Origin of the sequence: Microbacterium sp. LTA6 (assembly GCF_045690355.1) — a bacterium.
Lineage (GTDB): Bacteria > Actinomycetota > Actinomycetes > Actinomycetales > Microbacteriaceae > Microbacterium.
In genome coordinates this window covers 3,271,793-3,298,060 of record NZ_CP147855.1, presented here as the reverse complement: position 1 = coordinate 3,298,060, position 26,268 = coordinate 3,271,793, and the positions used below count along the sequence as shown (strand labels likewise).

At 67.7% G+C, this 26,268-nt stretch carries 24 protein-coding genes; 5 read left to right on the top strand and 19 right to left on the bottom strand.

The window, feature by feature from the left end:
• Position 1: 1 nt before the first annotated feature.
• From ruvX to LTA6_RS15650, 5 genes are all read right to left on the bottom strand, one after another.
• On the bottom strand, positions 2–475 hold the full coding sequence (gene ruvX / locus LTA6_RS15670; protein WP_341974720.1) for a Holliday junction resolvase RuvX: 474 nt from the start codon (positions 473–475) through the stop codon (positions 2–4).
• Positions 472–3,132, bottom strand: a complete 2,661-nt coding sequence (alaS, locus tag LTA6_RS15665; RefSeq protein WP_341974718.1) for an alanine--tRNA ligase — start codon at positions 3,130–3,132, stop codon at positions 472–474. Before alaS ends, ruvX begins: the two co-directional genes overlap by 4 nt.
• 57 nt (positions 3,133–3,189) lie before the next feature.
• Positions 3,190–3,378 carry a hypothetical protein gene (locus LTA6_RS15660; RefSeq protein WP_102192160.1) on the bottom strand — a complete coding sequence of 63 codons (189 nt, stop codon included), beginning with the start codon at positions 3,376–3,378 and terminating at the stop codon, positions 3,190–3,192.
• Between the two features lie 105 nt (positions 3,379–3,483).
• Positions 3,484–4,113 carry a 30S ribosomal protein S4 gene (gene rpsD / locus LTA6_RS15655; protein ID WP_341974715.1) on the bottom strand — a complete coding sequence of 210 codons (630 nt, stop codon included), beginning with the start codon at positions 4,111–4,113 and terminating at the stop codon, positions 3,484–3,486.
• Positions 4,114–4,296: 183 nt separating this feature from the next.
• Positions 4,297–5,643, bottom strand: coding sequence for a replication-associated recombination protein A (locus tag LTA6_RS15650; RefSeq protein ID WP_341974713.1), 1,347 nt, complete (start codon positions 5,641–5,643; stop codon positions 4,297–4,299).
• 88 nt (positions 5,644–5,731) lie between these two features.
• Here LTA6_RS15650 and LTA6_RS15645 point away from each other — a divergent pair, with 88 nt between their 5' ends.
• The gene (locus tag LTA6_RS15645; RefSeq protein ID WP_341974712.1) at positions 5,732–6,037 is read left to right on the top strand and encodes a hypothetical protein; all 306 of its coding nucleotides are present in this window, start codon (positions 5,732–5,734) and stop codon (positions 6,035–6,037) included.
• Between the two features lie 144 nt (positions 6,038–6,181).
• Positions 6,182–7,096 (top strand): formate/nitrite transporter family protein, encoded by a 915-nt coding sequence (locus LTA6_RS15640; protein ID WP_341974711.1) that lies wholly within the window; start codon positions 6,182–6,184, stop codon positions 7,094–7,096.
• Between the two features lie 58 nt (positions 7,097–7,154).
• Here the strand turns inward: LTA6_RS15640 and LTA6_RS15635 are convergent, their stop codons facing one another.
• Genes LTA6_RS15635 through nirB form a run of 4 tightly spaced genes read right to left on the bottom strand, consistent with a single transcriptional unit; the run spans position 7,155 to position 12,464 of the window.
• Positions 7,155–8,294, bottom strand: a complete 1,140-nt coding sequence (locus tag LTA6_RS15635; RefSeq protein WP_341974710.1) for a uroporphyrinogen-III synthase — start codon at positions 8,292–8,294, stop codon at positions 7,155–7,157.
• Positions 8,291–9,526, bottom strand: coding sequence for a uroporphyrinogen-III C-methyltransferase (gene cobA, locus LTA6_RS15630; RefSeq protein WP_341974709.1), 1,236 nt, complete (start codon positions 9,524–9,526; stop codon positions 8,291–8,293). The genes LTA6_RS15635 and cobA overlap by 4 nt, the downstream gene beginning before the upstream one ends.
• Positions 9,523–9,885: a nitrite reductase small subunit NirD gene (nirD, locus tag LTA6_RS15625; protein ID WP_341974708.1), complete on the bottom strand. Its 363-nt coding sequence runs from the start codon at positions 9,883–9,885 to the stop codon at positions 9,523–9,525. The genes cobA and nirD overlap by 4 nt, the downstream gene beginning before the upstream one ends.
• A complete protein-coding gene (nirB, locus tag LTA6_RS15620; protein ID WP_341974706.1) occupies positions 9,882–12,464 on the bottom strand; it encodes a nitrite reductase large subunit NirB in 2,583 nt (860 codons plus the stop codon). The genes nirD and nirB overlap by 4 nt, the downstream gene beginning before the upstream one ends.
• 219 nt (positions 12,465–12,683) lie before the next feature.
• Between nirB and LTA6_RS15615 the strand changes: the two genes are divergently transcribed.
• Positions 12,684–14,036 (top strand): DUF349 domain-containing protein, encoded by a 1,353-nt coding sequence (locus LTA6_RS15615; RefSeq protein WP_341974704.1) that lies wholly within the window; start codon positions 12,684–12,686, stop codon positions 14,034–14,036.
• A 62-nt stretch (positions 14,037–14,098) separates the two neighbouring features.
• Positions 14,099–14,638, top strand: a complete 540-nt coding sequence (locus LTA6_RS15610; RefSeq protein ID WP_341974702.1) for an SAM-dependent methyltransferase — start codon at positions 14,099–14,101, stop codon at positions 14,636–14,638.
• An 8-nt stretch (positions 14,639–14,646) separates the two neighbouring features.
• Here the strand turns inward: LTA6_RS15610 and LTA6_RS15605 are convergent, their stop codons facing one another.
• The 8 genes from LTA6_RS15605 to LTA6_RS15570 form a co-directional block, all read right to left on the bottom strand.
• The gene (locus tag LTA6_RS15605) at positions 14,647–16,896 is read right to left on the bottom strand and encodes a bifunctional (p)ppGpp synthetase/guanosine-3',5'-bis(diphosphate) 3'-pyrophosphohydrolase (RefSeq protein ID WP_341974700.1); all 2,250 of its coding nucleotides are present in this window, start codon (positions 16,894–16,896) and stop codon (positions 14,647–14,649) included.
• A gap of 69 nt (positions 16,897–16,965) precedes the next feature.
• Positions 16,966–17,955: a protein translocase subunit SecF gene (secF, locus tag LTA6_RS15600; protein ID WP_341974698.1), complete on the bottom strand. Its 990-nt coding sequence runs from the start codon at positions 17,953–17,955 to the stop codon at positions 16,966–16,968.
• Complete coding sequence (gene secD, locus LTA6_RS15595) at positions 17,955–19,685, bottom strand: protein translocase subunit SecD (protein ID WP_341974697.1); 1,731 nt, start codon at positions 19,683–19,685, stop codon at positions 17,955–17,957. The genes secF and secD overlap by 1 nt, the downstream gene beginning before the upstream one ends.
• A gap of 64 nt (positions 19,686–19,749) precedes the next feature.
• Positions 19,750–20,157 carry a preprotein translocase subunit YajC gene (gene yajC / locus LTA6_RS15590; RefSeq protein WP_341974696.1) on the bottom strand — a complete coding sequence of 136 codons (408 nt, stop codon included), beginning with the start codon at positions 20,155–20,157 and terminating at the stop codon, positions 19,750–19,752.
• A gap of 74 nt (positions 20,158–20,231) precedes the next feature.
• Positions 20,232–21,260 (bottom strand): Holliday junction branch migration DNA helicase RuvB, encoded by a 1,029-nt coding sequence (gene ruvB, locus LTA6_RS15585; protein ID WP_341974694.1) that lies wholly within the window; start codon positions 21,258–21,260, stop codon positions 20,232–20,234.
• Positions 21,253–21,873 (bottom strand): Holliday junction branch migration protein RuvA, encoded by a 621-nt coding sequence (gene ruvA, locus LTA6_RS15580; RefSeq protein WP_341974693.1) that lies wholly within the window; start codon positions 21,871–21,873, stop codon positions 21,253–21,255. Before ruvA ends, ruvB begins: the two co-directional genes overlap by 8 nt.
• A 9-nt stretch (positions 21,874–21,882) precedes the next feature.
• Positions 21,883–22,467, bottom strand: a complete 585-nt coding sequence (gene ruvC, locus LTA6_RS15575) for a crossover junction endodeoxyribonuclease RuvC (protein ID WP_341974691.1) — start codon at positions 22,465–22,467, stop codon at positions 21,883–21,885.
• Between the two features lie 46 nt (positions 22,468–22,513).
• A complete protein-coding gene (locus LTA6_RS15570; RefSeq protein WP_341978420.1) occupies positions 22,514–23,272 on the bottom strand; it encodes a YebC/PmpR family DNA-binding transcriptional regulator in 759 nt (252 codons plus the stop codon).
• A 125-nt stretch (positions 23,273–23,397) separates the two neighbouring features.
• On the opposite strand from LTA6_RS15570, the gene LTA6_RS15565 reads away from it, so the two are divergent.
• The gene (locus LTA6_RS15565) at positions 23,398–24,762 is read left to right on the top strand and encodes an aminotransferase class V-fold PLP-dependent enzyme (protein ID WP_341974689.1); all 1,365 of its coding nucleotides are present in this window, start codon (positions 23,398–23,400) and stop codon (positions 24,760–24,762) included.
• On the opposite strand, the gene pdxT is transcribed toward LTA6_RS15565, so the two are convergent.
• Positions 24,759–25,376, bottom strand: coding sequence for a pyridoxal 5'-phosphate synthase glutaminase subunit PdxT (pdxT, locus tag LTA6_RS15560; RefSeq protein ID WP_341974687.1), 618 nt, complete (start codon positions 25,374–25,376; stop codon positions 24,759–24,761). The genes LTA6_RS15565 and pdxT overlap by 4 nt on opposite strands.
• The gene (pdxS, locus tag LTA6_RS15555) at positions 25,366–26,262 is read right to left on the bottom strand and encodes a pyridoxal 5'-phosphate synthase lyase subunit PdxS (protein WP_341974686.1); all 897 of its coding nucleotides are present in this window, start codon (positions 26,260–26,262) and stop codon (positions 25,366–25,368) included. Before pdxS ends, pdxT begins: the two co-directional genes overlap by 11 nt.
• Positions 26,263–26,268: the final 6 nt, after the last annotated feature.

The window sequence follows — 26,268 nt, the reverse complement described above, 5'->3', positions numbered from 1 at the left end:
TTCAGGCGGACTCCTCGTCAAGCGGGACGGCCACACCGGCCGGGTTTCCGGTGCTCTTCTCCGTGTCGATCGCCTGCTGCAGAAGCACCACGGCGGCGACCTGATCCACAATGCTACGAGAGTTCTTCTGGGTTCTCCCCGAAGAACGCAGAGCCGCGTGTGCGGTAACAGTGCTGAGCCGTTCGTCGACCAGGCGCACCGGGATCTTCGTGCGGGCTTGCAGGTCGGCAGCGAACGTCCGTGCATCTGCCGTCGACGGTGTGTCAGTACCCTGCATATTCACGGGCAGACCGACGACGAACTCGATGGGCTCGTACTCCTCTGCGAGCTCTGCGATCCGGCCGAGCGATGTCTCGGCACGGGGCACCGTCTCGATCGGAAAGGCGAGCATCCCGTCCGGATCGCAGCGGGCGACGCCGATTCGGGCCTTGCCGACATCGATGCCGAGCCGCACGCCCCGTCGGAAACCACTCACGCGCCGCGAAGCTCCTGGCTGATGGCCTCCAGCGCCGATGCCAGTGCCGAAGCATCCGTGCCGCCGCCCTGCGCGACGTCGTCGCGACCGCCACCGCCACCGCCGAGCACACCGGCAGCACGCTTCGCGAGCGCGCCAGCCTTCGCACCGGCAGCGCGTGCCGCGTCGTTCGTCGCAACGACGACGACCGGGCGTCCGGCCACGATCCCGCCGAGCGCGACGACAGCAGCATCCGCGCCGAGGCGCTCTCGCACGCCGAGCGCGAGCTCGCGGACGTCATCTGCCGAGGCGATCTCGCCCAGCGACAACGCCGCCACCCGATGTGCACCGACGCGCACGGCGGCCTCGGCGATCGCCGGAATCTGTCCTGCGCGTTCCTTGGCCTCGAACTGCGCGATGCGCTTCTCCGCTGCCTTCAGGTTCGCCGCGAGATCGGCGATGCGCTCGGAGAGCTGGTCACGCGGCGTCTTCAGGGCGCTGGTGAGCTGCGAGACGAGAGCGCGTTCCGCGGCCAGTTCGCGGAACGCGTCCTGACCGACCAGAGCCTCGATGCGGCGGTTGGATGCGCCCACCGAGGATTCTCCGACGACGCTGACGATGCCGATCTCGGCGCTGGTGTTCACGTGGGTGCCCGCGCACAGTTCGCGCGACCAGGGACCGCCGATGTCGACCATCCGCACGCGGTCGCCGTACTTCTCGCCGAACAGCGCCATGGCGCCGGCTTCCTTCGCCTCGTCGAGCGACATGATGCGTGTGGTGACCTCGAGCGCGTCCTGCACAGCGCGGTTCGTGATCTCCTCGATCTCGGTGCGCGTGTCTGCCGACAGCGCCTGGGACCACGCGAAGTCGAACCGCATGTACCCGGCACGGTTCAAGGAGCCGGACTGGGTCGCCGTCGGCCCGAGCGTGTCGCGGAGCGCCGCGTGCACGAGGTGCGTCGCGGAGTGCGCCTGACGGGCGGCACGACGGTTCGCGGCGTCCACCACGGTTGTGGCGGCGTCATCGACCGAGACGCTGCCGCTGGCCACCTCGATCGTGTGGCTGATCAGGCCGGCGACGGGTCGCTGCACGTCGAGGACCTCGAGCACGAAGCCCGCACCCACGATGGTGCCCTTGTCGGCGACCTGGCCGCCGGACTCCGCGTAGAGCGTGGTCTCGGACAGCACCACCTCAGCGATCTGCCCCTCACTCGCGGTGCGGACCGGCTGGCCGTCGACGAGGATGCCGAGGATACGTGACTCGACCTCGAGCTCGGTGTAGCCATCGAACCCGGTCTCGCCGAGTCCGCGGAGCTCCCGGTAGACCGAGACATCGGCCAGCTGGCGCTTGCGGTTGCGCGCATCTTCCTTCGCGCGGGTGCGCTGCTCCAGCATGAGCGAGTCGAACGCGGCACGGTCGACGGACAGACCGGCTTCTTCGGCGACCTCGAGTGTGAGATCGATCGGGAACCCGTAGGTGTCGTGCAGCAGGAACGCCTCAGGGCCGCTGAGCGTGGCGCCGCCGCCCTTCTTCGTCTCGTCCAGCGCGAGGTCGAGGATCGTCGACCCCTGTGCGAGCGTGCGGCGGAACGTCTCCTCCTCGGCGAAGGCGGAAGCCGACAGCGTCGACCACTCCTTCGCGAGGACGGGGTAGGCCGTCTGCATCGCGTCGCGCGATGCGGTGAACAGCTCGGGGAAGGTGGGCTCGTCCACGCCGAGCAGCTTCATCGCGCGGACGGTGCGGCGCATCAGACGCCGCAGGATGTAGCCGCGGCCCTCGTTGGACGGCCGTACGCCGTCGGAGAGCAGCATCAGCGACGAGCGGACGTGGTCGGCGATCACGCGGAAGCGCACGTCGTCTTCGTGCACCGCGCCATAGCGGCGACCGGAGAGTTCGACGGCACGGTCGAGAACCGGGCGCACCTGATCCGTCTCGTACATGTTCTCGACGCCCTGCTTGAGGAACGCGACGCGCTCCAGGCCCATACCGGTGTCGATGTTCTTCTGGGGCAGCTCCCCCACGATGTCGAACTCTGTCTTGCCGCGGACGTTCTCGATGAAGTCCTGCATGAAGACGAGGTTCCAGATCTCCAGGAACCGCGAGTCATCGACGGCGGGGCCGCCGTCCTTGCCATAGGCGGGGCCGCGATCGAAGAAGATCTCCGAATCGGGACCGCCCGGCCCGGGCTGTCCGGTGTTCCAGTAGTTATCGGCGCGGCCGAGACGCTGGATGCGCTCCGGCTTCAGACCGATGATGTCCCGCCAGATCGCCTCGGCCTCGTCGTCGGTCTCGTAGACCGTGACCCAGAGATCCTTCTCCTCGAAGCCGTAGCCGCCGTCGGATTCGGCACTGGTGAGCAGCTCCCAGGCATAGCGGATCGCGCCCTCTTTGAAGTAGTCGCCGAACGACCAGTTGCCCATCATCTGGAAGAACGTCCCGTGACGGGCCGTCTTGCCGACCTCTTCGATGTCGTTGGTGCGGATGCACTTCTGCACATCGGCGATCCGCGGATGCGGCGCCGGCACCACGCCGGTGAGATACGGGATGAACGGCACCATTCCCGCAACCGTGAACAGCAATGACGGATCGTCGCTGACAAGAGAGGCCGAGGGGACGATGACGTGGTCGTTCTTCTCGAAGAAATCGAGATAGCGCTGCGCGATCTCCGCAGTATTCATAGGGGTAGTGAGTGTCCTTGCGTGAAGGGTGAAGAAGCCGCGCGTGCGCGCGCTGGATCAGTTGTTGCCGGGCTCGGTGAGCCGCGCCTGCTGCTCGCGATATGCGTCGCCGAGGATGCCGGTGAACTCGTTGATCCTCGCGTCCACATCGGCGAGGATGTCGTGGCCGCGGGGGTCCTTGTCCATGAAGTGTGCGGCGACGAATCCGCCGATCACACCGATGAGGAACCACAGCACAGTCTTCATGTCGTCATCCTTGCCCTTGGTCCGCGGAGACGCGGTGCCTCCATCGTAAGCGGAAACGCCAAGAGGCGTCGGGTTGCCCCGACGCCTCTTGGTGAATGAACTCGATCAGCGAGCTGCGTAGTACTCGACGACGAGCTGCACTTCGCAGGTCACGGGGACCTCGACGCGCTTCGGACGACGCAGCAGGCGAGCCTGGAGCTTGTCGAGCTCGACCTCGAGGTAGCCCGGAACCGGGGGCAGGACCTCGGCGTGACCGCCGGCTGCTGCCACCTGGAAGGGCTCGGTGCCCTCGCTCTTGGCCTTGACGTGGATGAGCTGACCCGGCTTCACGCGGAAGGACGGGCGGTCGACGAGCTGGCCGTCGACGAGGATGTGACGGTGCACGACGAGCTGGCGAGCCTGCGCGGTGGTGCGGGCGAAGCCCGAACGCACGACGAGAGCGTCGAGACGCATCTCGAGCAGCTCGACCAGGTTCTCACCGGTCAGGCCGTCCTGACGACGTGCCTCGTTGAACGTGTTGCGCATCTGCTTCTCGCGGATGCCGTACTGCTCGCGGAGACGCTGCTTCTCGCGCAGACGGACGGCGTAGTCGCTGTCAGCCTTGCGCTTGGTGCGGCCGTGCTCGCCCGGAGCGTAGGGACGCTTCTCGAGGTAGCGGGCTGCCTTCGGGGTGAGCGCGATACCGAGCGCGCGGGACAGGCGGACCTTGCGGCGGTCCTGGGACTTCGTGGTCACGAAGTTTTCCTTCCGATGACGTGGTCGCGTCTTTCACGACTCACGGACGTATCTCCCCCGCCGGCCCTTCCAGGTGCACGCCGGGGCACGGAGGAAGGTGAGTGAGAGCGAGGGGATGCCCGAAAACTGTGTTTCGAGCCGATCAAGTCTAACAGATCCGGGAACCGCTCCTCAGCAGCGGGGTCAGCGGTCGCCGAGGATCCGGCGGATCTTCTCGAGTCGAGCGGAGATGTCGCGTTCGGCGCCGAGCTCTTTGGGCTCGTAGTACCGGCGTCCGTCGAGCTCATCCGGAAGGTACTGCTGGGGCACGACGCCGTATTCGCTGTCGTGCGAGTAGACATAGCCCTTGCCGTGTCCGAGCCTCTTCGCGCCCGGATAGTGCGCATCGCGCAGGTGCAGCGGTACTCGGCCGAAGCCTCCGGATCGGATGTCGGCGATCGCCGCATCGATTCCCTTGTACGCGGCGTTCGACTTCGCCGTCGTCGCGAGATACACCGTCGCCTCGGCCAGAGGTATCCGCCCCTCCGGCATTCCGATGAACGCCACCGCATCGGCGGCTGCCACAGCGATCACGAGTCCCTGCGGGTCTGCGAGCCCGACGTCCTCTGAGGCCGAGATGACGAGGCGGCGGGCGATGAAACGAGGGTCCTCACCGGCCTCGATCATCCGGGCGAGGTAGTGCAGAGCGGCATCCGGATCGGAACCCCGGATCGACTTGATGAACGCGCTGATGACGTCGTAGTGCTCGTCGCCCTGCCGGTCGTAGCGCAGCAGTGCGCGATCGACCGCCTGCGCAACGTCGTCGGCGGTGACTTCTGGCGCGGACCCGGCGTCAGCGGCGTCGTCCACGCCGTGTGACAGTGCCACGGCCGCTCCCGCTTCGAGCCCCGTGAGCGCGCGTCGCGCGTCGCCGGATGCGAGTCGGATGAGCGCTCCGCGTGCCTCGTCGGAGAGCGCGACAGTGCCGTTCAGACCTCGCGGGTCGGTGACGGCGCGATCGACGAGCATGCCGATATCGTCGTCGGTGAGTGCATGCAGAGTGAGCAGCAGGGAACGCGACAGCAGCGGCGAGATCACCGAGAACGACGGATTCTCGGTGGTGGCAGCGATCAGGATGACCCAGCCGTTCTCGACGCCCGGCAGCAGTGCGTCCTGCTGAGCCTTCGTGAACCGGTGGATCTCGTCGAGGAAGAGGATCGTCGTCTGCCCGTAGAGGTCGCGCTGGGTGATCGCCTCCTGCATCACCTCACGGACGTCCTTCACCCCGGCTGTGATGGCGGAGAGTTCTACGAAGCGGCGGCCCGAGGACCGGGCGATCGCCTGCGCCAGGGTCGTCTTGCCAGTACCGGGCGGCCCCCAGAGGATGATCGAGACAGCACCGGGCGACGTCGCGTCCGGGTCGGCGAGGGCCACGATCGGAGACCCGGCGCGCAGGAGATGCTGCTGTCCGGCGACCTCTGCGAGTGCGACCGGCCGCATCCGCACGGCGAGAGGTGTCTGCCCGGAGAGCAGCGCGGCGGCGGAGGTCATCCCCCCAGGCTAATGCGGGTCTCCGACGTTCGCGGCGGTAGGCTCGCAGGCGGCGCCCAGCGGGGGTGCAGGGAGAGGTGTGAGCGGCATGGCCGGACGTGGTTCGAAGAACGATCAGCGGGCACGCGCCGCAGCGGAACGCGCCCGTCTGTACACGGCTCGCAGCGAGTGGCACCAGGGCCAGGAACGCCGACGCGTACGGGACAACATCGTCGCCGGTGTCGCCGGCGGGCTCCTCATCGCCGGCGTGATCGCCAGCCAGGTCGTGCACGCCCAGGTCACCGCCCCCGAGCCGGAGCCCACCCAGAGCATCGCCCCGACCCCGAGCGAGACTCCGGTGGAGACACCCGCTCCGATTCCGTCCGATACTCCCGCGGAGACGCCGGCTCCGTAGCCGCAGCGACGCTCACACCGCCTCGCAGGCGTTTGTGAGCCACCCGGTGCACGGGCGTAACGTGCCTGGTCCCTCCGGGAAACGCCGCTGAGTCATGCTGACCACAGCCGAACTCGTGGCTCCCTGTCCCTCTGGAGGTCTCTCATGTCCTACGTCAAGCCCGCGGAACTCGTGACCCGCATGGTCGACGCCGGCGCCTACAAGCTGCAGATGTCGACCCGGGACACGTTGATCCGCTCATTCATGGGCGCAGCTCTCCTCACGATCGCCGCCGCGTTCGCGGTCACGGTCTCAGTCAATACCGGCCAGCCACTCCTGGGTGCGCTGCTCTTCCCCGTCGGCTTCGTGATGCTCTACCTGCTCGGATACGACCTGCTCACCGGAGTCTTCACGCTCACTCCGCTCGCGCTCCTCGACAAGCGCCCAGGGGCGACCGTGGGCGGAATGCTCCGCAACTGGGGCCTGGTCTTCCTGGGCAACTTCGGCGGCGCGTTCATGGTCGCCGTCCTCATGGCGGTGTACTTCACCTACGGGTTCTCCACCGAGCCCGGTGCCGTCGGACTCGCGATCGGCGAGATCGGCCACGGACGGACCGTCGGCTACGCCGATCACGGTGCTGCCGGAATGCTCACCCTGTTCATCCGAGGCGTGCTGTGCAACTGGCTGGTATCCACCGGCGTCGTCATGGCGATGATCTCCGACAACGTGCTCGGGAAGATCGTCGCGATGTGGATGCCGATCATGCTGTTCTTCTACATGGGCTTCGAGCATTCGATCGTGAACATGTTCCTGTTCCCGTCCGGGCTGCTCCTCGGCGCCGACTTCACGATCATGGACTACCTGATCTGGAACGAGATCCCCACCGTGGTCGGCAACCTCGTCGGCGGCCTGCTGTTCGTCGGGCTCCCGCTCTACCTGACCCACGGTCGCCCGTCGGCGCGCAGGGCTCGCGCTGCGCGGGTGGACGGCTCCGCTCCCCGGGTCCGGACGCCGAAGCAGGTCGCACCGGCGGATCGTATCGTCGAGCCGGTGAATGCGGAGCCGGCGAACGTCGGCTGATCTGACGCATGACGGTGCCCGGTGAGCGTTCGCTCACCGGGCACCGTCGCGTCTGCGGTCAGTCTTCGACGGCGAGGCGATAGCCGCGCTTGACGACGGTGCGGACCAGATCGAGATCGCCGAGAGCGTCACGCAGGCGCGCGATCGCGACCTCTACCGCGTGCGGGTTGCGCTCGGCACCGGGAAGGATCCGGCCGAGTTCCTGCCGCGAGAGAACGTTCCCGCCCGCGAGGAAGAGCGCCTCGATGAGCCGGGCCGCCGTGCGCGACAAGGGAATGAACGTCTCGTCGACCAGGATGCCGCCGCTGCGCACCTCCACGCGTCCTGCCGCCGTGTGTCGGGACGGGGCCCGACCACCGCCGAAATGACCGATGACGCATCGCGCCAACGAGCCGAGGCGCCCGCGCTCGGCGACCGTCGCGCGCAGATCGGCGTCGAGCAGGGGCTGCACCGTGATCGGTCCGACCGCCGCGAGCAGCAGGCGGCCCGTGCTCGCGCGGACTCTGATCTCGTCAAGAGCGCCGACTTCCTCGGCGACGCGCAGCCATGATGCCGCGCCCGGCGCCGAGGTGAACAGCACCGCATCCGCTTCGCCGGAGCCCGCCTGCAGCGCGGATCGCCGCACGATCTCGGGGTCGGGCGGCGGTCCCCAGCGATACACCGTGATGCTGACGACGTCGGCGCCCTCGGCGGCGAGTAGCTCATCGAGACCGTCGGCGCCCGCGCCGTGGTGCTGGATGGCGATCCGTTTGCCGGCGATACGCGAGGCGAGCAGATACTCGCCCACTTCGGCGGAGGTCTCCGATTCCGCGACCCAGTCGGCGGTGAATCCGGCCTGCTGGATCGCCCCGTGCGCCTTCGGCCCCCTCGCGACGAACTGCGCATCCGCGAGAGCGGCGTCCAGACGTGCGTCGAGGCCGTGCTCATGAGCGGCATCCATCCAGCCGCGGAAGCCCACACCCGTGGTGACGACGACGATGTCGGGAGGAGACGCCACCAGCTGCTCGGTTCGGCGCAGCAGCTCAGCATCGTCCGCGTTGGGGACGATACTCAGCGCCGGGGCGCGGTGCACCTGCGCGCCACGTCGTTCCAGCGCCGTGGCGAGGTCCACCGAGCGGCGATCCGCCGCGACGATGATGGTACAACCGGCGAGTGCGGCATCGAGCACGCGCGGCCCTGTGGCTCGCGGCTTCGTCACGCGGTGCTCTCGGCGAGCTGTCCGGTGATCGGCAGCAGCAGGCCGGCCGCGGCAACGCCGCCGAAGACGATCACGGACGGGTTCTGCACCTGCGCTGCATCCGCTTCGGCGACGACGTTCATCAGTGTGCTCCGGATCGTCCGCTGGATGGGGGTATGGCCGTTCTCCACAATAGCCACAGGCTGCTGCTCGGGGATGCCGTACGCGAGCGCTGCCGCGACGATCCGCGGCAACGCCGCGACCCCCATCAGGACGACAGTGGTGACCGAGTCATCCTTCATCGCGGCGAAGGTGGCATCGGTGACGTCGCCCTGGCCGTTCACGACATGCACGGCGGATGCCACACCCCGGTGAGTGACCGGGATTCCGGCCGACTGCGGCACGGAGATCGCACTGCTCACGCCGGGCGTCACGTCCACCGGCACTCCGGCCGTGACGCAGGCGACGACCTCCTCGCCACCGCGACCGAGGACGAAGGGATCGCCGCCCTTCAGACGGACCACCCGCTTCCCGGCTCGCGCGTGCTCGACAAGCAGGGCGTTGATCTCGTGCTGGGGCACAGGGTGGTGCCCCGGACGCTTGCCGACGTCGATCACGAGCACGCCGGGGGCCAGTTCGGAGCGCAGTTCCGCCGCCGGGCCCAGCCGATCGGCGATGACGACATCGGCTTCGGCGAGCAGTCTCCGCGCCCGCACCGTCATCAGGTCAGCGGGGCCGGGGCCACCGCCGATCAGATCGACGCGTCCGAGCAGTCCCGGCCGATGACGTCGAACGGGCAGTCGACCCGAGGTGAGCAACCCGGCGACAGCGTCGCGGACCTCGACGGAACGCCGGGGGTCGACGCCGAGCTCGCCGGTCACTCCGATCACGACGTCACCGGACGACGTCTGAGCCGTCAGCCGTGCCGAGCCGATGGTGCCGTCCGAGGCGTCGATGCAGATCACACGTCGACGCTCGCACTGAGCGGCGACGGCTCGATCGACCTTCCTGTCGCCGGTGGCGGTGTGCACGATCCAGGCGCCGGCGATGTCCCCACGGCGGAAGCGCCGCGGATACCAGGTGACGGCGTTCTCCGCGATGAGATCGCGGGTCTCGTCCGAAAGTTCCGGTGCGATGACGCGCACCCGTGCACCGTCCGCGAGGAAACGGCGCAGCCGGCGGGCCGTCACCGCACCTCCGCCGACCATCAGCACCTCGCGGCCGCGCAGCGAAAGGCCGAGCATCGTCGTCATGACCGCTCCCGTCCGATCTCCAGGTGCACGGCGCCGTCGATCACCTGGACGCCCCACACCCGCAGCTCGGCGTTCGCCTTGCCCTGGGTGTCGAGGCATTTCCCGGTGCGGAGATCGAACACCTGCTTGTGCAGGGGTGAGGCGACCGTCGGCGCCTCACCCCTGCTGCCGACGATTCCCCGCGAGATCACCTGCGCACCGCTGTACGGGTCGAGGTTGTCGACCGCATGCACCGTGCCGTCTGCCAGCAGGAAGAGCGCGACCTGGTCGCCATCGATCAGGGCAGCCCTGCCGCGCTCCACCTCGAGATCGTCGAGCGTGCAGACCCGTACCATCGTCACATCGATCACCGTGCTCATCCTCGTCTGACCTCCAATGCCGTGCCCGCGATCAGGACGCCACCGGTGCGGCGCTCCTCGGTCGTCGCCGGGCGGATCTGCCCGCGCTCGGCCACATAGGCGAGCGAGGGATCCGGGGTGTCCCCCGCATTGACGAACGAGCGGAAGCGCGCCAGCTTCGCGGGGTCGCGAAGTGTGGCCGCCCACTCGTCCTCGTAGCGGTCGACGTGCCCGGCCATCGCCTCGTCGAGATCCGCGCAGATGCCGAGACTGTCGTCGAAGATCACCGCTTTCAGGCCGTCGAGTCCGCCCTCGAGCTCTTCGCACCAGGGAGCGGTGCGCTGCAGCCGGTCGGCGGTGCGGATGTAGTACATGAAGAAGCGATCGATCGCGCGGATCAGCCCTTCGTCGTCGAGATCGGTGGCGAGCAGCTCGGCATGCCGTGGTGAGAAGCCGCCGTTGCCGCCGACGTACATGTTCCACCCGGTCTCGGTTGCGATCACCCCGACGTCCTTCGAGCGCGCCTCGGCGCATTCCCTGGCGCAGCCCGATACGCCGACCTTCAGCTTGTGCGGAGCGCGCAGTCCGCGATACCTCAGCTCCAGGCGCACGGCCATCCCCACCGAGTCCAACACACCGAACCGGCACCACGTCGAGCCGACGCACGATTTCACCGTGCGCAGCGACTTCCCGTAGGCGTGCCCGGATTCGAAGCCTGCGTCGACGAGCCGGCCCCAGATCGCCGGAAGCTGCTCGATCCGCGCACCGAACATGTCGATCCGCTGCCCGCCGGTGATCTTCGTGTACAGCGCGAAGTCCTTGGCGATCTGACCGATCACGAGCAGGCCGTCCGGGGTCACTTCGCCGCCGGGCATCCGCGGCACGACCGAGTAGGTGCCGTCCTTCTGCATGTTGGCCATCACGTGGTCGTTGGTGTCCTGAAGCGTGGCATTCTCGCCGTCGAGCACGTGGGCGCCGACGAGGACCGCGAGGATGCTGGCGATGGCCGGTTTGCAGATGTCGCAGCCCCGGCCGCGGCCGAATCGCTCGACGATCGAGCTGAAGGTCGTGAGCTGAGCGACCCGCACGGCGTCGAACAGCTGACGCCGCGACATCTCGAAGTGCTCGCACAGCGCGTTCGACACGGTCTGACCGAGCTTGGTGAGTTCCTGGCCGACGACCTTCTTCACCATCAGCACGCAGGAGCCGCAGGTGGCGCCCGCCTTCGTGCACCCCTTGACCGCTGCCGCGTCGGCGCAGCCCTCCTCGTGCACGGCCTGGCGGATGCGACCAGCCGTCACATTGGAGCAGGAGCAGACGACGGCCTCGTCGGGCAGTTCGCCGCCGGGTGCCTCGACGCCGCCCTCGGGCAGCAGATAGGCGGCCGGATCCGCGCCCAACCGGGCCCCGACGAGCGGACGCAGAGAGCCGTAGGCCGCAGCATCACCAACCAGGATGCCGCCGAGCAGCGTCTGCGCATCATCGGAGAGCACGAGCTTCTTGTAGACGCCGGCGACCGGATCGGCGTAGACGACGTCGAGCGCGTTGGGGGTGGTGGCCATCGCATCGCCGAAGCTCGCCACGTCGACACCCGAGAGCTTGAGCTTCGCCGACTCGTCGTAGCCGGGGAAAGTCGCCTCACCGCCGAGCAGCCTGGTCGCCGCGACCTCGGCCATCGCATAGCCGGGAGCGACGAGACCGACGCAGCGCCCCTCGTAGTTCGCGACCTCGCCGATCGCGAGGATGTGCGCATCGGAGGTCGAGCAGCGCTCGTCGATGACGACGCCGCCGCGCGGGTGCACGGCGAGCTCCGCGCCACGGGCGAGCTCATCGCGTGGCCGCACGCCGACCGTGAACACGACCACGTCCGCGCGATGGAAAGATCCGTCCTGGAACTCGAGCGCCGTGACCGCACCGGAGTCGTCAGGATCGAGTCGCGTGGTGCGCGCCTCGGTACGTACCGAGATACCGCGCGCCTCGAGCAGGCGGCGCAGCATGCCGGCCCCGGCGGCATCCAGCTGGTTGGACATCAGCCGGTCCGAGTACTGCACGACCGTGGCGTCGACGTCCATCCCCTGAAGGGCACCCGCAGCCTCGAGGCCGAGCAGGCCGCCGCCGATCACCGCGCCACGCAGCGGGCGCCCCAGCATCCGCTCGCGCTTCTGAACGAAGTCGCGCAGCGCCTGCACGTCGTCCAACGTCCGGTACACGAAGCATCCGGGGAGGTCGGCACCGTCCACAGCCACCCTGGCCGCGTACGACCCGGTCGCGAGCACCAGCGAGTCGTAACTCAGCGTGCGCCGGGCCCTGGTGGAGACCGTCTTCGCGGCCCGATCGATGCGCAGCACCCGGTCGTCCGGGATGAGACGGACCCGAGGATCGTCGAACACGGCGCGATCCAGGACCAGATCGTCGGCGGATGCCCCCGAGAAGAAGCCGGTCAGTCCCACCCGGTCATAGGGGTGTCGTCCTTCGTCGCCCACCACGGTGACCCGCAGTGCCGCATCGGTGCGGGTGAGCAGGCTCTCCACGAAGCGGTGCGCCACCATTCCGGCTCCGACGACCAGGATCTCCTGCTGCGTGCTCGCGGTGTCGTTCATCATCGCTCCTGTCGACCGGGATGGATATGTCGTGCTGGCGACGATAGGAGCGCGGTGTTTCCCGGACGTGACGATCTGTGTTTCACCCGTCGAACGATCTCCTCACAATCCAGTGACGGTCGTGTGAACACGCGTGCCCTGTTCGTGGAGTCGTCACGTACTAGGCTGAACCTCGTCCTTTCCGCCTCCCGCGGGCTGACCGCGCAAGGAGAATTCACTGTGTCTGCCAACGAGCCTTCGAAGCCGACTCCACCCGTTCCTGCTCCCCCGGCTGCTCCTCTGCCGCGGAAGATCCCGACACCGGCGGCCGTCGCCCCGGTGACGCCGACCGCGCCCGCGACCAGCGGCGCAGCCCAGTGGGGCAGAGTCGCGGAGGACGGCACGGTCGAAGTGCGCGAGGGCGACGAGTGGCGGGTCGTCGGACAGTACCCGGACGGCACATCCGACGAGGCTCTCGCCTACTTCGTGCGCAAGTTCGATGACATCGCGTTCAAGGTGCACACGCTCGAGCAGCGCCACAAGGCCGGCGGCGCAACCGCCAGCGACCTGGTGAAGCAGGCCGGTCACCTCCTCGACGAGGCGACGGATGCGGCCGCTGTCGGCGACCTCGCCTCGCTGCGCGAGCGCCTCAACGCTCTGACTTCCTCTCTCTCGGAGGCGACCGCTCAGGAGGCGCAGCAGGCGAAGGAACTCGTCGACCAGGCCGTGGCCGAGCGCACCGCTCTGGTCGAGCGCGCCGAGGAGATCGCCGCGCGAGACCTCACCAAGGTGCAGTGGAAGCAGGTCACCGCTGAGCTCGGCGAGCTCTTCGACACCTGGCAGGCCCAGCAGCAGAATGGCCCGCGACTGTCCAAGGGCATCTCCCAGCAGCTCTGGAAGCGTTTCCGTGATGCTCGCGCCGTGGTCGACAAGCAGCGCCGCGCGTTCTACTCGGAACTCGACGACACGCACAAGGCCGCACGCGATGTGAAGGCACGTCTCGTCGAGCGCGCAGAGGCTCTGGCCCCTCGTGGTGTCGACGGCATCCCCTCCTACCGCACGCTCCTCGACGAGTGGAAGGCAGCAGGACGGGCCGGCCGCAAGGTCGATGACGCACTGTGGGCGAAGTTCAAGGCCGCCGGCGACGCCCTCTACGCCGCGCGCAGCGAGCAGGCAGCAGCCGAGGAAGCCGAATCCGCTCCCCGGATCGAGGAGCGCGAAGCGCTTCTCGAGGAGGCGAAGGCGGTTGCCGACGAGTCGAACATCAAGCGCGCCCGCGCCCTGCTCACTCGTATCCAGCGCCAGTGGGACGACGGCGGACGGATCTTCCCGCGCGAGAAGGAACGTGCCCTCGACGACCGACTGCGCGTCATCGAGCAGGCGCTCAAGGCCCGCGAGGACGTCGACTGGAAGAAGAACAACCCGACGACCACGGCCAGGGCGAACGACATGAGTTCGCAGCTGCTCGAGGCCATCGAGAAGCTCGAGGCCGAACTGGCTGCGGCGGAGAAGGCCGGCGATAAGAAGGCGGCGAAGGCCGCGGCGGATGCCCTGGAGGCGCGTCGCGCCTGGCTGAACGCCCTCGGTTCCTGACGTTATCCACAGATCCTCTGCGGAGGATCTGAGCGCGGGGTGCGCTGCGCCACACTGGCGTGATGCACCCCGCGCTCTTCTATCTGCCCGGTGACCGGCTCGCACAGCCGGAGCTGAGTGCGGCGCGACTGGACGGCCACGTCGTCGAACTCGGAGAGGGCTACATCCCGGCGGATCTTGTCGAGGGACCCGAGGTGCGGGCTGCGGGCCTCCGCTCGCTGATCATGCCGGGCATGGCGGCGTCCGGCCCTTCCGCGGCCTGGATCCACGGAGCGGGTGACGGTCCGCCGTCGCCCCATCACGCACGACGTGCCGTCGCCAGACGCCTGCGCCCTGCTGTCAGCGCACGACTGATCTTCCATGATGTGCTTCTCGCGCCCGGTGATCTCACGCAGATCGCCGGGCTGTCGGTATCGACGCCACTGCGCACCATGATCGATCTGATCCTCGGCATCCACCGGGATCCTGCCTCGGCGACCTGGGCGGCGGCCCTCGCAGAGCTCACCCCCGGGCTCGTTGCGGCCGCCGCGCACGAGGTGCGGACTCTGCACCGGGTGCCCGGAACCCGCGCCGCCCTGACGTGGATCGAACAGCGGGAATGAAGAAGCGGCTACGAGGTGGTGACCCGGTAGACGTCGTAGACCGCATCGATCCTTCGCACCGCGTTGAGCACCCGGTCCAGATGCACGGCATCGCCCATCTCGAACACGAAACGGCTGATCGCGAGACGCTCGTCGGTCGTCGAGACGGTTGCCGAGAGGATGTTCACGTGGTGCTCGCTCAGAACACGAGTGACATCCGAGAGAAGACCGGAGCGATCCAGCGCTTCGACCTGGATGTGGACCCGGAACACGCTCTTCGTCGTCGGCGCCCAGGAGACCTCGACGAATCGATCCTGCTCCCCGCTCAGCGCCTTCACGTTGACGCAGTCGGCGCGGTGCACTGATACTCCGCTGCCGCGGGTGACGAAGCCGACGATCGGGTCGCCGGGTACCGGGGTGCAGCACTTCGCGAGCTTGACCAGGATGTCGGCGGCACCGCGGACCAGAATGCCGGAGTCGCCGCTGCGCGGCTCCCTGGTCGGTACGCTGCCCGGAAGGTCGATCGCGCCCGTGGTGGTGTCGTTGTCGGCCACGAGGGCGGTGACCTTCTCGAGCACCGATTGGGTGGAGACATGGCCTTCGCCGACGGCCGCGTACAACGCCGAGACGTCTTCGTAGCGCAGCTGGTGGGCGACCTCCGCGAAGGAGTCCTGGTTCATCAGACGCTGCAGCGGCAGATTCTGCCGGCGCATCGCCCTGGCGATGGCTTCCTTGCCCTGCTCGATCGCCTCTTCGCGACGCTCCTTGGTGAACCAGCCGCGGATCTTGTTGCGCGCACGTGTGCTGCGCACGAATCCCAGCCAGTCCTGGCTCGGTCCGGCATCGGGGTTCTTCGACGTGAAGACTTCGACGACATCGCCGCTCTTCAGCTCCGACTCCAGCGGCACCAGCCGTCCGTTGACCTTCGCGCCCATGGTGCGATGGCCGATCTCGGTGTGCACGGCATACGCGAAATCGACCGGAGTCGCGCTGGCGGGCAGGCCGACGACACGCCCCTTCGGCGTGAAGACGTAGACCTCTTTCGCCCCGATCTCGAAGCGCAGCGAATCGAGGAACTCGCCGGGATCCGCCGTCTCCGCCTGCCAGTCCGAGATGTGCGCAAGCCACGCCATGTCCGCATCGGAGGCGCGGACCTCGGTCTTGCCGCCGTTCATCCGTTCCTTGTACATCCAGTGAGCGGCGACGCCGTACTCGGCCTGGTGATGCATCTCGTTGGTGCGGATCTGGATCTCGACCGTCCGGCCACCTGGGCCGATCACCGTGGTGTGCAGCGACTGGTAGAGGTTGAACTTCGGGGTGGCGATGTAATCCTTGAACCGCCCCGGCAGAGGCGTCCAGCGGGCGTGGATCGCACCGAGCACGGCGTAGCAGTCGCGCACGGAGCCGACCAGGACCCGGATGCCGATGAGGTCGTAGATGTCGTCGAACTCGCGACCGCGCACGACCATCTTCTGGTACACCGAATACAGCTGCTTGGGCCGGCCTACGACCTTGCCGCGGATGCGCAGGTCACGAAGATCCTCGTCGATCTCCTCCACGACCTTCTGCAGGTACTGCTCTCGTTGCGGCGTGCGCTGCGCGATGAGGCTGTGGATCTCGTTGTAGATCTTCGGATGCAGAACCGCGAAGGAGAGATCCTCGAGCTCCGATTTGATGGCCTGGATGCCGAGTCGATTCGCCAGGGGCGCATAGATCTCCAGCGTCTCCTTGGCCTTCTTGGCGGCTTTCTCCGGGGGGACGAAGCCCCAGGTCCGAGCGTTGTGCAGACGGTCGGCGAGCTTGATCAGCAGCACTCTGATGTCCTTGGACATCGCCACGATCATCTTGCGGACCGTCTCGGCCTGTGCGCTCTCGCCGTACTTGACCTTGTCGAGCTTGGTGACGCCGTCGACCAGCATCGCGACCTCGTCGCCGAACTCCGCCGTCAGATCGGTGAGTGCGTAGCCGGTGTCCTCGACCGTGTCATGCAGCAGGGCAGCAGCGATCGCACGCGGACCGAGGCCGAGTTCGGCGAGGATCTGGGCCACGGCGAGCGGATGAGTGATGTACGGTTCGCCGCTCTGGCGCAGTTGCCCGGAGTGCTTGTCCTTCGCGACCGCGTAGGCCCGTTCGATGACCGAGAAGTCACCGCGCGGATGGTTCGCCCTGACCGTCCTGATCAGATTGTCGAGATCATTGATCCGCGGAGCGCGCGAGAAGATACGGGGCACGAGCCGTCGCAGACTCGAGCCCTGCGCCGACGGGTTCGCCTCCGCCATCCATCACCTCCGGGTCAGATCATCCTACGCGCGCTGGCGGGGACTCAGCCCCGCCAGCGAAAGCACTGTCTAGGCGTCGACCGTGGCACGGCTCCGCGCGTCGAGGATCCTCGCGTCGCGCTCGGCGATCTGCGGTTCCTTCTCGCGGAACAGCGAGTACAACGGGGCCGCGACGAACAGCGTCGAGTAGGTCGCGACGATGATGCCGACGAAGATCGACAGCGAGATGTCGGTGAGGGTCTCGGCCCCCAGCCAGAACGCGCCGATGAAGAGGATCGCGCCGACCGGAAGGGCCGCGACGACAGACGTGTTGATCGAGCGGATCAGCGTCTGGTTGACGGCCAGGTTCACGGACTCGCCGAACAGACGCGACGTACGCTCGCCGTCCTCCAGCGTGTTCTCGCGGATCTTGTCGAAGACCACGGTGGTGTCGTAGAGCGAGTACGCGAGGATCGTCAGGAATCCGATCACGGCGGCCGGCGAGATCTCGAAGCCTGCCAGCGCGTACACGCCCACGGTGATGACCAGCACATCGAGCAGGCCGATGATGGCCGCAGCCGACATCTTCCAGGTGCGGAAGTAGATCGCGAGGATCAGGAACGTCAGGGCGAGGAAGATCGCCAGGCCCCACAGCGACTGCTTCGTGACGTTCTCACCCCAGGCCGGGCCGATGAACGAGGAGGTGACGCTCTCGGCCTCCACCTTGTAGGCGTCGGCGAGAGCGCTCGCGACCTGCTGCGTCTCTTCCGCGCTCATCTGGTCGGTCTGCACGCGCACGTCGGCTCCGCCGACGATGACGACCTTGGTCGTGGCCTCGGGTGCCACGGAACGGACCGCATCGGTGGCGCGCGCCTGGTCGGTGCTCTCCGGAGCGACGATCGTGAACTGCGATCCGCCGGTGAACTCGATCGAGAACTGGATCGGGCGGAACACCGGCACGAGGGCCGCGCCGACGACGAGAGCGATCGCGATGATGAACCACAACCGCCGCTTGCCGACGAACGGGAAAGAGGTCTTTCCCGAGTACAGGTTGTTGCCGAACTCACTCATGGAAGCCATCAGGCGTCTCCCTCATTTCCGGAGCTCGTGGTTCTATCGCCGGCGAGGGCGTCGGCGCGTTTGCGCTCGGCGATGGTCTGCCGACGATCCGCCTCCCCGCGTGAGCGGGCGTTCTTGGCGGCGCGACCGGCGGTCGACGTGGCCACCTCGCGGTACTGCGAGCGAGTGCGGTACACAGAGCCGAGCGCCTCCGGATCGAGACCAGACAGGCGATGGCCACCTCCGAAGAAGCGGGTGCGCGCGAGCAGCTGCATCACCGGGTGCGTGAAGATCACGAAGATGAAGACGTCGATCAGGGTGGTGAGGCCGAGCGTGAACGCGAAGCCCTTCACCGTGGCATCGGCGAGGATGTACAGAACGACGGCGGCGAGGATGTTGATCGACTTCGAGATGTAGATCGTGCGCTTGGCACGCCCCCATCCGTCTTCGACCGCCGACGTGATCGACTTGCCGTCGCGGAGCTCATCACGGATGCGCTCGAAGTAGACGATGAACGAGTCGGCCGTGAATCCGATCGACACGATAAGTCCCGCGACGCCAGCGAGCGAGAGCCGGAAGCCGAGACGCCACGCGAGGATGCAGATGATCACATAGGTGAGCACGGCCATCACGGCGATCGAGGCGATGATCACGGTGCCGAGTGCTCGATAGCTGATCAGCGAGTACACCGCGACCAGCGCGAGTCCGATGAGACCGGCAATGAGACCGATCTGCAGCTGCTGGGTGCCGAGGGTCGCCGAGATCGTGTCGGAGCTCTCCACGGTGAAGCTCAGCGGCAGTGCACCGTACTTGAGCTGGTCGGCGAGCGTCTTGGAGGTCTCCAGGGTGAAACTGCCCGAGATGCTGGGGCGGCCGTCCTGGATGAGGCCGTTCATCCGCGGTGCGGAGATCACATCGCCGTCGAGCACGAAAGCGAACTGGTCACGAGGCGAGAGACCGGCGATCCGGTTCTCGTTCAGACGCTGGCTGACCTTGCCGAAGGCCTCGGTGCCCTTGTCGTCCATCGTCAACTGCACGAGCCATGCCCCGGTCTTCGGGTCACGACCGTTGGTCGCGTCCTCGATCACATCACCGGTGAGTTCGACCGGGCCGAGGAGGTACTTGAACTGCTTGGTCTCGTCGCAGGTGATCAGCGGCTGATCCTCCGGCGCATTGGCCGGGTCTCCGGTGGGGTTGGCGCAGTCGTAGGCGAGGAACTCAGCCGTCAGCTTCGGCGTGGCCCAGGCCATGTCGCTCGCGTCCGTGGGCTCCGGCGTCGGAACGGCGTTGAGCGAGGGGTCCGGTGTCGGATACGGCGTGTTCTTGCCGTCCTCGCCGACGAACTCGTTCGTGCCTGCGTTCGTGGCGATCACCGCACGGAACTCGAGCTGGGCGCTGGCCTGGATCCGGGCACGCGTCTGCTCGTCGGCCACCCCGGGGATCTGGACGACGATGTTGCGTCCGCCCTCGGTGGTGATGTCGGCCTCGGCGACACCGGCGGCGTCGACGCGCTGCCGGATGATGGATGCCGCCTGGTCCATCTGCTCCTGGGTCGGAGCCGAGCCGTCTCCGGTGGCTGCTCCCAGAACGATCTGCGTGCCGCCCTGCAGGTCGAGTGCCAGTTCAGGTGTCCAGGAGCTCTTCTGGAATCCGTACACGCCGAGCGCGTTGACACCGAAGAGGGCCGCCGTCACGAGAAGCAGGCCGAGGAGGACCCGCCACGCATGGCGGACCGGAGAGGATGAAGCCACGTGAGTTCAGCTTTCTGAGTAGCCGGTTGTGCGGTGCAAGAATTGGCCGGGCGCGGCGCCGCGACTACTTCTTGTCGTCGGAGTCGTTGTCCAGGCGGGCGCGAGTCTCTTCGACGGTCTCGACGTCCGATGCCGCTGCATCCGCGACGACGGCATCGCCATCGAGCTCGGCCTCGACGTCTTCGACGACGACGTCCTTCGGCTCGACGATCCGGAGGATCGCCTGGCTGTGCACCTCGATGACCGTTCCGGGAGCGATCTCGACCAGCGCCGGAGCATCGAGGTCCTCAGCGTCGTACGCGACGATCGTGCCGAAGATGCCGCCCTGAAGGAGCACCTTCACGCCGGGAACCGTCTTGGTGGCCTTCTCTTCCTGCTCTGCCTTCATCTGCTTCGTGCGCTTGCGCGTGTTGAAGATCATGAAGACCAGGAGGACGGCAAGAAGGCCGAAGAGGAGGAATTCCATGGGCATGGAGAAGCGCCTTTCTCAGGTGCACGCGCCAGCCTTTGGGCGCACAAGGGGTATCGGGGGGAAGTCTTCAGCGATTATAGGTCATCGAGGCGAAGCGCCCCGTCCGGGTGAGACACCCCGAGGTGCGCGTATGCCTCCGGCATCGCGATTCGCCCGCGCGGAGTCCTCCCGAGAAAACCGATCCGGACGAGGTAGGGTTCGACGACGCTTTCGACCGTCTCGCCTTCCTCGCCGACGGCGACCGCGAGCGTGCTGAGCCCGACCGGCCCCCCTCGGAAGCGACGCACCAGGGCTTCGAGCACCGCCCGGTCGAGGCGGTCCAGACCGATCGAGTCGACGTCGTAGAGCTCGAGTGCCGCACGCACGTCGCCGAGCGAGGCCGATGCGCCTTTGCCGTGCACGAGGGCGTAGTCGCGCACGCGGCGCAGCAGGCGATTGGCGATGCGGGGCGTTCCGCGCGAGCGACGGGCGATCTCGGACAGCGAATCCGACGGCAGATCGACCCCGAGCACGAGCGCCGAGCGCGCGATCACCCGCTCGAGCTCCGACTCGTCGTAGAACTCGAGGTGGCCGGTGAAACCGAAACGGTCACGCAACGGGTTCGGCAGCAGACCGGACCGCGTGGTCGCACCGACGAGGGTGAACGGCGACAGCTCCAGGGGGATGCTGGTCGCCCCGGCGCCCTTTCCGACCATGATGTCGATACGGAAGTCCTCCATCGCGAGATAGAGCATCTCTTCGGCGGAGCGGGCCATCCGATGGATCTCGTCGATGAAGAGAACCTCGCCCGGGATCAGGCTGGACAGCAGCGCGGCAAGATCACCTGCGTGCTGGATCGCCGGGCCGCTGGAGAGCCGCAACGGTCGCTGGCTCTCATGCGCGACGATCATCGCGAGCGTGGTCTTCCCGAGACCGGGCGGGCCCGCGAGCAGGATGTGATCGGCCGTGCGGTTCTGGATGCGCGCGGCCTCGAGCAGCAGTTCGAGCTGGCCGCGCACCTTCTGCTGTCCGACGAATTCACTGAGGCTGGTCGGGCGCAGAGCGCCTTCGATCGCGAGCTCGACGTCGTCGACCGGCTCCGCGGCCTCGCGGCCGTCAGCCACGCGTCTGACCGCCCTGTGCGGGCCCGAGCAGCGCCAGCGTGCGTCGGAGCAGAGCCGCGACAGAGCCGCGCTCGGCATCCGTGGAGTCTGCGGCCGTCTGCGCTGCCGCCTCGGCGGCCACTCTCTCCGACCAGCCGAGGCCGACAAGAGCCGCAGCCACCTGGGTGACCACGTCTGCACCTGCGGCGGCAGCCGGCTTCGAGGTGAATCCCACCGCTCTCACCTTGCCCGCGAGCTGCAGCACGATGAGCTTCGCCGTCTTCGGCCCGATGCCGGAGACACGGCGGAACGGGGCGTCGTCTTCGGCGGTCACCGCCTCGGCGATCTGGTCGACGGTGAGGTGGGAGAGCACGCCGAGTGCCGATTTCGGTCCGACGCCGGTGACGCTGATGAGGAGTCCGAAGACCTCGAGTTCGCTCCGGTCGGCGAATCCGAAAAGCGACAGCGCATCCTCGCGGACGATGAGGCTGGTGTGCAGGAGAAGTCGCTCCCCGACCGTCGCGGTGTGCGCGACATCGCCGGGCACGGCGACGGCGAATCCGACGCCACCGACATCGAGGACGACCTGATCGGGCGTCGTGTGCAGGACGACACCGTGCAGCGAGGAGATCATTGCTTCAGCCTATGGCGCGGATCGTAGATATGTTCGAGCGACACGCTCCGCGTCGGCCCAGGCGCGCTGCGCAGGCGTGAGCACCCCCTGCGTCGAGCCGGCACCGCTCCCCCGCCGCCAGGCGTGGCAGAGGGCGATCGCCAGGGCATCGGCGGCGTCAGCAGGCTGCGGTGGGGCATCGAGACGAAGGATGCGGGCGATCATCGACTGCACCTGTCGCTTGTCGGCGGAGCCGTAGCCGGTCACAGCGGCCTTGACCTCGCTCGGCGTGTGCGTGGCGGCGGGGAGACCCGCTTCGGCGGCGAGGAGGAGCGCCACGCCGCTCGCCTGCGCCGTGCCCATCACGGTGTGGCTGTTCTGCTGCGCGAAGACGCGCTCCACCGCCACCGCATCCGGCTCATGCGCTGCGATGACCTCGCGGATGCCGGCCGCGATGATCGCGAGACGCTCACCGATCGGCGCATCCGGCGAGGAGCGGATCACGCCGACGTGCACGAGCGTGCCGCGGCGCGCCGGGTCGACGTCGACGACGCCGACACCGCACCGGGTGAGGCCGGGGTCGATGCCGAGCACCCGCAGCGAGGAGGAGGTCACTCCCCCAGGCTAGGTGCGACGGCGGACATCGAGCGTGCGGCTCGCCTTACTCGTCGTTCTCGAGCTCGGCCTGCACCTCGGCGGTCAGATCGAAATTGCTGAACACGTTCTGCACGTCGTCGCTGTCTTCGAGGGCGTCGATGAGCCGGAAGATCTTGCGCGCGGTGTCGGCGTCGACCTCGACCTTGAGGTTCGGCACGAACTCGACATCGGCCGATTCGTACTCGATGCCCGCGTCCTGCAGCGCGGTGCGCACCGCGACCAGGTCGGATGCCTCGGTGATGACGGCGAAGCCGTCGCCGTGCGGCTCGACTTCCTCGGCACCCGCCTCGAGGACCGCCATCATGATGTCGTCTTCCGTGGTGCCCTCGGAGCCGACCACGATGACGCCCTTGCGGGTGAAGTTGTACGCGACGCTGCCGGGGTCGGCGAGATTGCCGCCGTTGCGGCTGAGTGCGGTGCGCACCTCGGCGGCGGCACGGTTCTTGTTGTCGGTCAGACACTCGATCATGAGGGCGACGCCGTTCGGCCCGTAGCCCTCGTACATGATCGACAGATACTCGACGGATTCGCCGCCGATTCCGGCACCGCGCTTGACTGCACGGTCGATGTTGTCCTTCGGGACGGAGGTCTTCTTCGCCTTGAGGATGGCGTCGAACAGCGTCGGGTTGCCCTGAAGATCGGCACCGCCCAGCTTCGCCGCGACTTCGATGTTCTTGATGAGCTTGGCCCACGACTTCGCACGGCGAGAGTCGATGATCGCCTTCTTGTGCTTGGTCGTCGCCCACTTGGAATGCCCGGACATAGTTCTCCGCTCGTCGTCACGCCCGGGAGCAGTGCCCAGGGCGTCGTCCATTCTAACGAACCCGTCCGCCCGCCTCGCATGGATCGGTCTTGTCGGGCCGTTCGCCCGGTGGAAGACTTGCGCCCATGGATGAACGAGAGCGTGCTCTCGATGCCGCCCACGATCGCGCGACGGAGTTCTTCCGCACGCTCGATGACAGGCCCGTCTGGCCGCGCGCGAGCCTCGACGACATGCTGGAGGCGTTCGGCGGCCCCTTGGCAGCGCAGGGCGCCGACCCTGCTGCGGTGATCGAGGAGATCGCTCGACGCGCCGACCCGGGACTGGTCGCGATTCCCGGTGGGCGCTTCTTCGGTTTCGTGATCGGATCGACCCTTCCGGCTGCTCTTGCGGCCGACTGGCTCGTGTCGGCGTGGGATCAGAATTCCGGCTCGTCCACGCTGACGCCGGCGACCGTCGCGATGGAGCGCGTCGCCGGACAGTGGATGCTCGCTCTCTTCGGACTTCCGGAATCGGCCAGCGTCGGGTTCGTGACCGGCGGACAGGTGGCCAACTTCACCGGCCTCGCGGCTGCGCGCAACGAAGTCCTGCGTCGCGCAGGGTGGGACCTCGCCGAGGACGGTCTGCGCTCCGCCCCACCGTTGCGCTTCGTCGTCGGGGCCCATCGACATGGCTCGGTGGACCGCGCGGCACGCTTCCTCGGGATCGGACGCGCCGAGATGATCGTCGTCGATTCCGACGCCCAAGGCCGAATGCGGGCGGATGCGCTGGAGCGGATGCTCCACGGCGGCGAGGGTCCGCTGATCGTCTGCCTGCAGGCGGGCGAGGTGCACACCGGCGCGTTCGATGACTTCGCGACCCTGATCCCGATCGCGCGGGACCATGGCGCATGGGTGCACGTCGACGGCGCTTTCGGGCTCTGGGCAGCGGCATCCCCGTCTCTTCGATCGCTGACTGCCGGTATCGAACAGGCGGACTCCTGGGCGACGGATGCGCACAAGACGCTCAACGTCCCCTATGACTGCGGCATGGCGATCGTCCGCGATCCGGCCCACTCGATCGCCGCGTTCCGTACCGGCGGCGACTACCTGATCTACTCCGGGTTGGATCCGTGGGACGTCACGCCGGAGCTCTCGCGCCGCGCCCGCGGGGTACCCGCCTGGGCGGCGATGCGCAGCCTCGGTCGCACGGGAATCGCAGAGCTCATCGAAAGGCTGCACGCCAACGCCGTGTCGATGGCCGCCGGCCTCGCGGCCATCGAGGGCGTGGAGGTGCGCAACGACGTCGACTACACGCAGGTGATGTTCGGCCTCGGATCGGATGAGGCGACCCGTGATCTGGGCGCGGCGATTCTCCGCGACGGCACGGCGGTCGTCACCGGTGCGGAATGGCGCGGACGCGCGGCGCTGCGCTGCTCGATGTCATCGTGGGTGACCACCGCAGAGGACGTCGATCGCACCGTCGCCGCGATCCGCAGGCTCGTGACGGACTAGGCGGCCGCGCGAACGCGTGCGAGGAACCGCTCATGGAAACGGGTCTCGCCGGTGATCTCCGGGTGAAAGCTGATGCCGAGCAGGTTTCCCTGTTCGACCGCGACCACCCGGCCGTCGTCGAGACTCGCCAGAACCGAGGCGGCGTCGCCGACGGCTTCGACGACCGGACCCCGGATGAACGCGGCTCGCACCGGCTCCGCGCCCAGCGCAGGAACGTCGAGCTGAGCCTCGAACGACTCCGTCTGCCGCCCGAACGCGTTCCGGCGCACGGTGACGTCCAGTCCCCCGAAGGATTCCTGACCGTCGATCGCGTCGACGAGTCGATCGGCGAGCATGATGAGCCCGGCGCAGGTGCCGAGCATCGGCATCCCCTCCGCGATCGCAGCGCGGATCGGCTCCTGCATCCCGAAGATCCGGGAGAGCTTGTCGATGACGCTCGATTCCCCGCCGGGGATCACGAGGCCGTCGACGAGCGCGAGTTCTTCGGGTCGGCGAACCAGACGCACCTCGGCACCGAGCCGGGTGAGCAGGGTGGCGTGCTCGCGCACGTCACCCTGCAATGCCAGAACGCCGGCCCTCAGGCCTTTCGACGCGCTCAGCGGGTCACCAGCCACGCTCGGACAGGCGGTGCGGCGCCGGGAGATCGGTCACGTTGATGCCGACCATCGCCTCACCGAGTCCACGGGAGACCTCGGCGACGATCTTGGCGTCGTCGAAGAACGTCGTGGCCTTGACGATCGCCTTCGCCCGCTCCGCGGGGTTACCCGACTTGAAGATGCCGGAACCGACGAACACGCCGTCCGCGCCCAGCTGCATCATCATCGCGGCATCCGCCGGGGTGGCGACTCCGCCGGCGACGAACAGGACGACGGGGAGCTTGCCGGTCTCGGCGATCTCGGCGACGAGCTCGTACGGCGCCTGCAGTTCCTTGGCCGCGACGAACAGTTCGTCCTTCGTCATCGAGCGGAGCACGTTGATCTCGCTCTTGATCTTGCGGATGTGCTTCGTGGCCTCGGAGACGTCACCGGTGCCGGCCTCGCCCTTCGAACGGATCATCGCCGCGCCCTCGTTGATGCGACGCAGCGCCTCGCCCAGGTTGGTGGCACCGCAGACGAAAGGCACGGTGAAGCCGAACTTGTCGATGTGGTTGACGTAGTCGGCCGGCGACAGCACCTCGGACTCGTCGATGTAGTCGACACCGAGCTCCTGCAGCACCTGCGCCTCGACGAAGTGTCCGATGCGGGCCTTGGCCATCACCGGGATGGAGACCGAGGCGATGATGCTGTCGATCATGTCGGGGTCGCTCATCCGCGAGACGCCGCCCTGGGCGCGGATGTCTGCGGGCACACGCTCGAGGGCCATGACGGCGACAGCGCCGGCATCCTCGGCGATCTTGGCCTGATCCGCGGTGACGACGTCCATGATGACGCCGCCCTTGAGCATCTCTGCAAGGCCGCGCTTCACGCGTGCGGAACCGGTGGTGGGGGCAGTGTCAGTCATTGCGGT

Coding starts and splice junctions, on each gene's coding strand:
- yajC (WP_341974696.1), bottom strand. CDS start 20,157: ATGCCCATGGAATTCCTCCTCTTCGGCCTTCTTGCCGTCCTCCTGGTC.
- LTA6_RS15610 (WP_341974702.1), top strand. CDS start 14,099: ATGCACCCCGCGCTCTTCTATCTGCCCGGTGACCGGCTCGCACAGCCG.
- cobA (WP_341974709.1), bottom strand. CDS start 9,526: ATGACGACGATGCTCGGCCTTTCGCTGCGCGGCCGCGAGGTGCTGATG.
- alaS (WP_341974718.1), bottom strand. CDS start 3,132: ATGAATACTGCGGAGATCGCGCAGCGCTATCTCGATTTCTTCGAGAAG.
- LTA6_RS15605 (WP_341974700.1), bottom strand. CDS start 16,896: ATGGCGGAGGCGAACCCGTCGGCGCAGGGCTCGAGTCTGCGACGGCTC.
- LTA6_RS15645 (WP_341974712.1), top strand. CDS start 5,732: ATGGCCGGACGTGGTTCGAAGAACGATCAGCGGGCACGCGCCGCAGCG.
- LTA6_RS15565 (WP_341974689.1), top strand. CDS start 23,398: ATGGATGAACGAGAGCGTGCTCTCGATGCCGCCCACGATCGCGCGACG.
- LTA6_RS15640 (WP_341974711.1), top strand. CDS start 6,182: ATGTCCTACGTCAAGCCCGCGGAACTCGTGACCCGCATGGTCGACGCC.
- ruvA (WP_341974693.1), bottom strand. CDS start 21,873: ATGATCTCCTCGCTGCACGGTGTCGTCCTGCACACGACGCCCGATCAG.
- LTA6_RS15660 (WP_102192160.1), bottom strand. CDS start 3,378: ATGAAGACTGTGCTGTGGTTCCTCATCGGTGTGATCGGCGGATTCGTC.
- secF (WP_341974698.1), bottom strand. CDS start 17,955: ATGGCTTCCATGAGTGAGTTCGGCAACAACCTGTACTCGGGAAAGACC.
- LTA6_RS15570 (WP_341978420.1), bottom strand. CDS start 23,272: ATGTCCGGGCATTCCAAGTGGGCGACGACCAAGCACAAGAAGGCGATC.
- LTA6_RS15650 (WP_341974713.1), bottom strand. CDS start 5,643: ATGACCTCCGCCGCCGCGCTGCTCTCCGGGCAGACACCTCTCGCCGTG.
- pdxS (WP_341974686.1), bottom strand. CDS start 26,262: ATGACTGACACTGCCCCCACCACCGGTTCCGCACGCGTGAAGCGCGGC.
- nirB (WP_341974706.1), bottom strand. CDS start 12,464: ATGAACGACACCGCGAGCACGCAGCAGGAGATCCTGGTCGTCGGAGCC.
- nirD (WP_341974708.1), bottom strand. CDS start 9,885: ATGAGCACGGTGATCGATGTGACGATGGTACGGGTCTGCACGCTCGAC.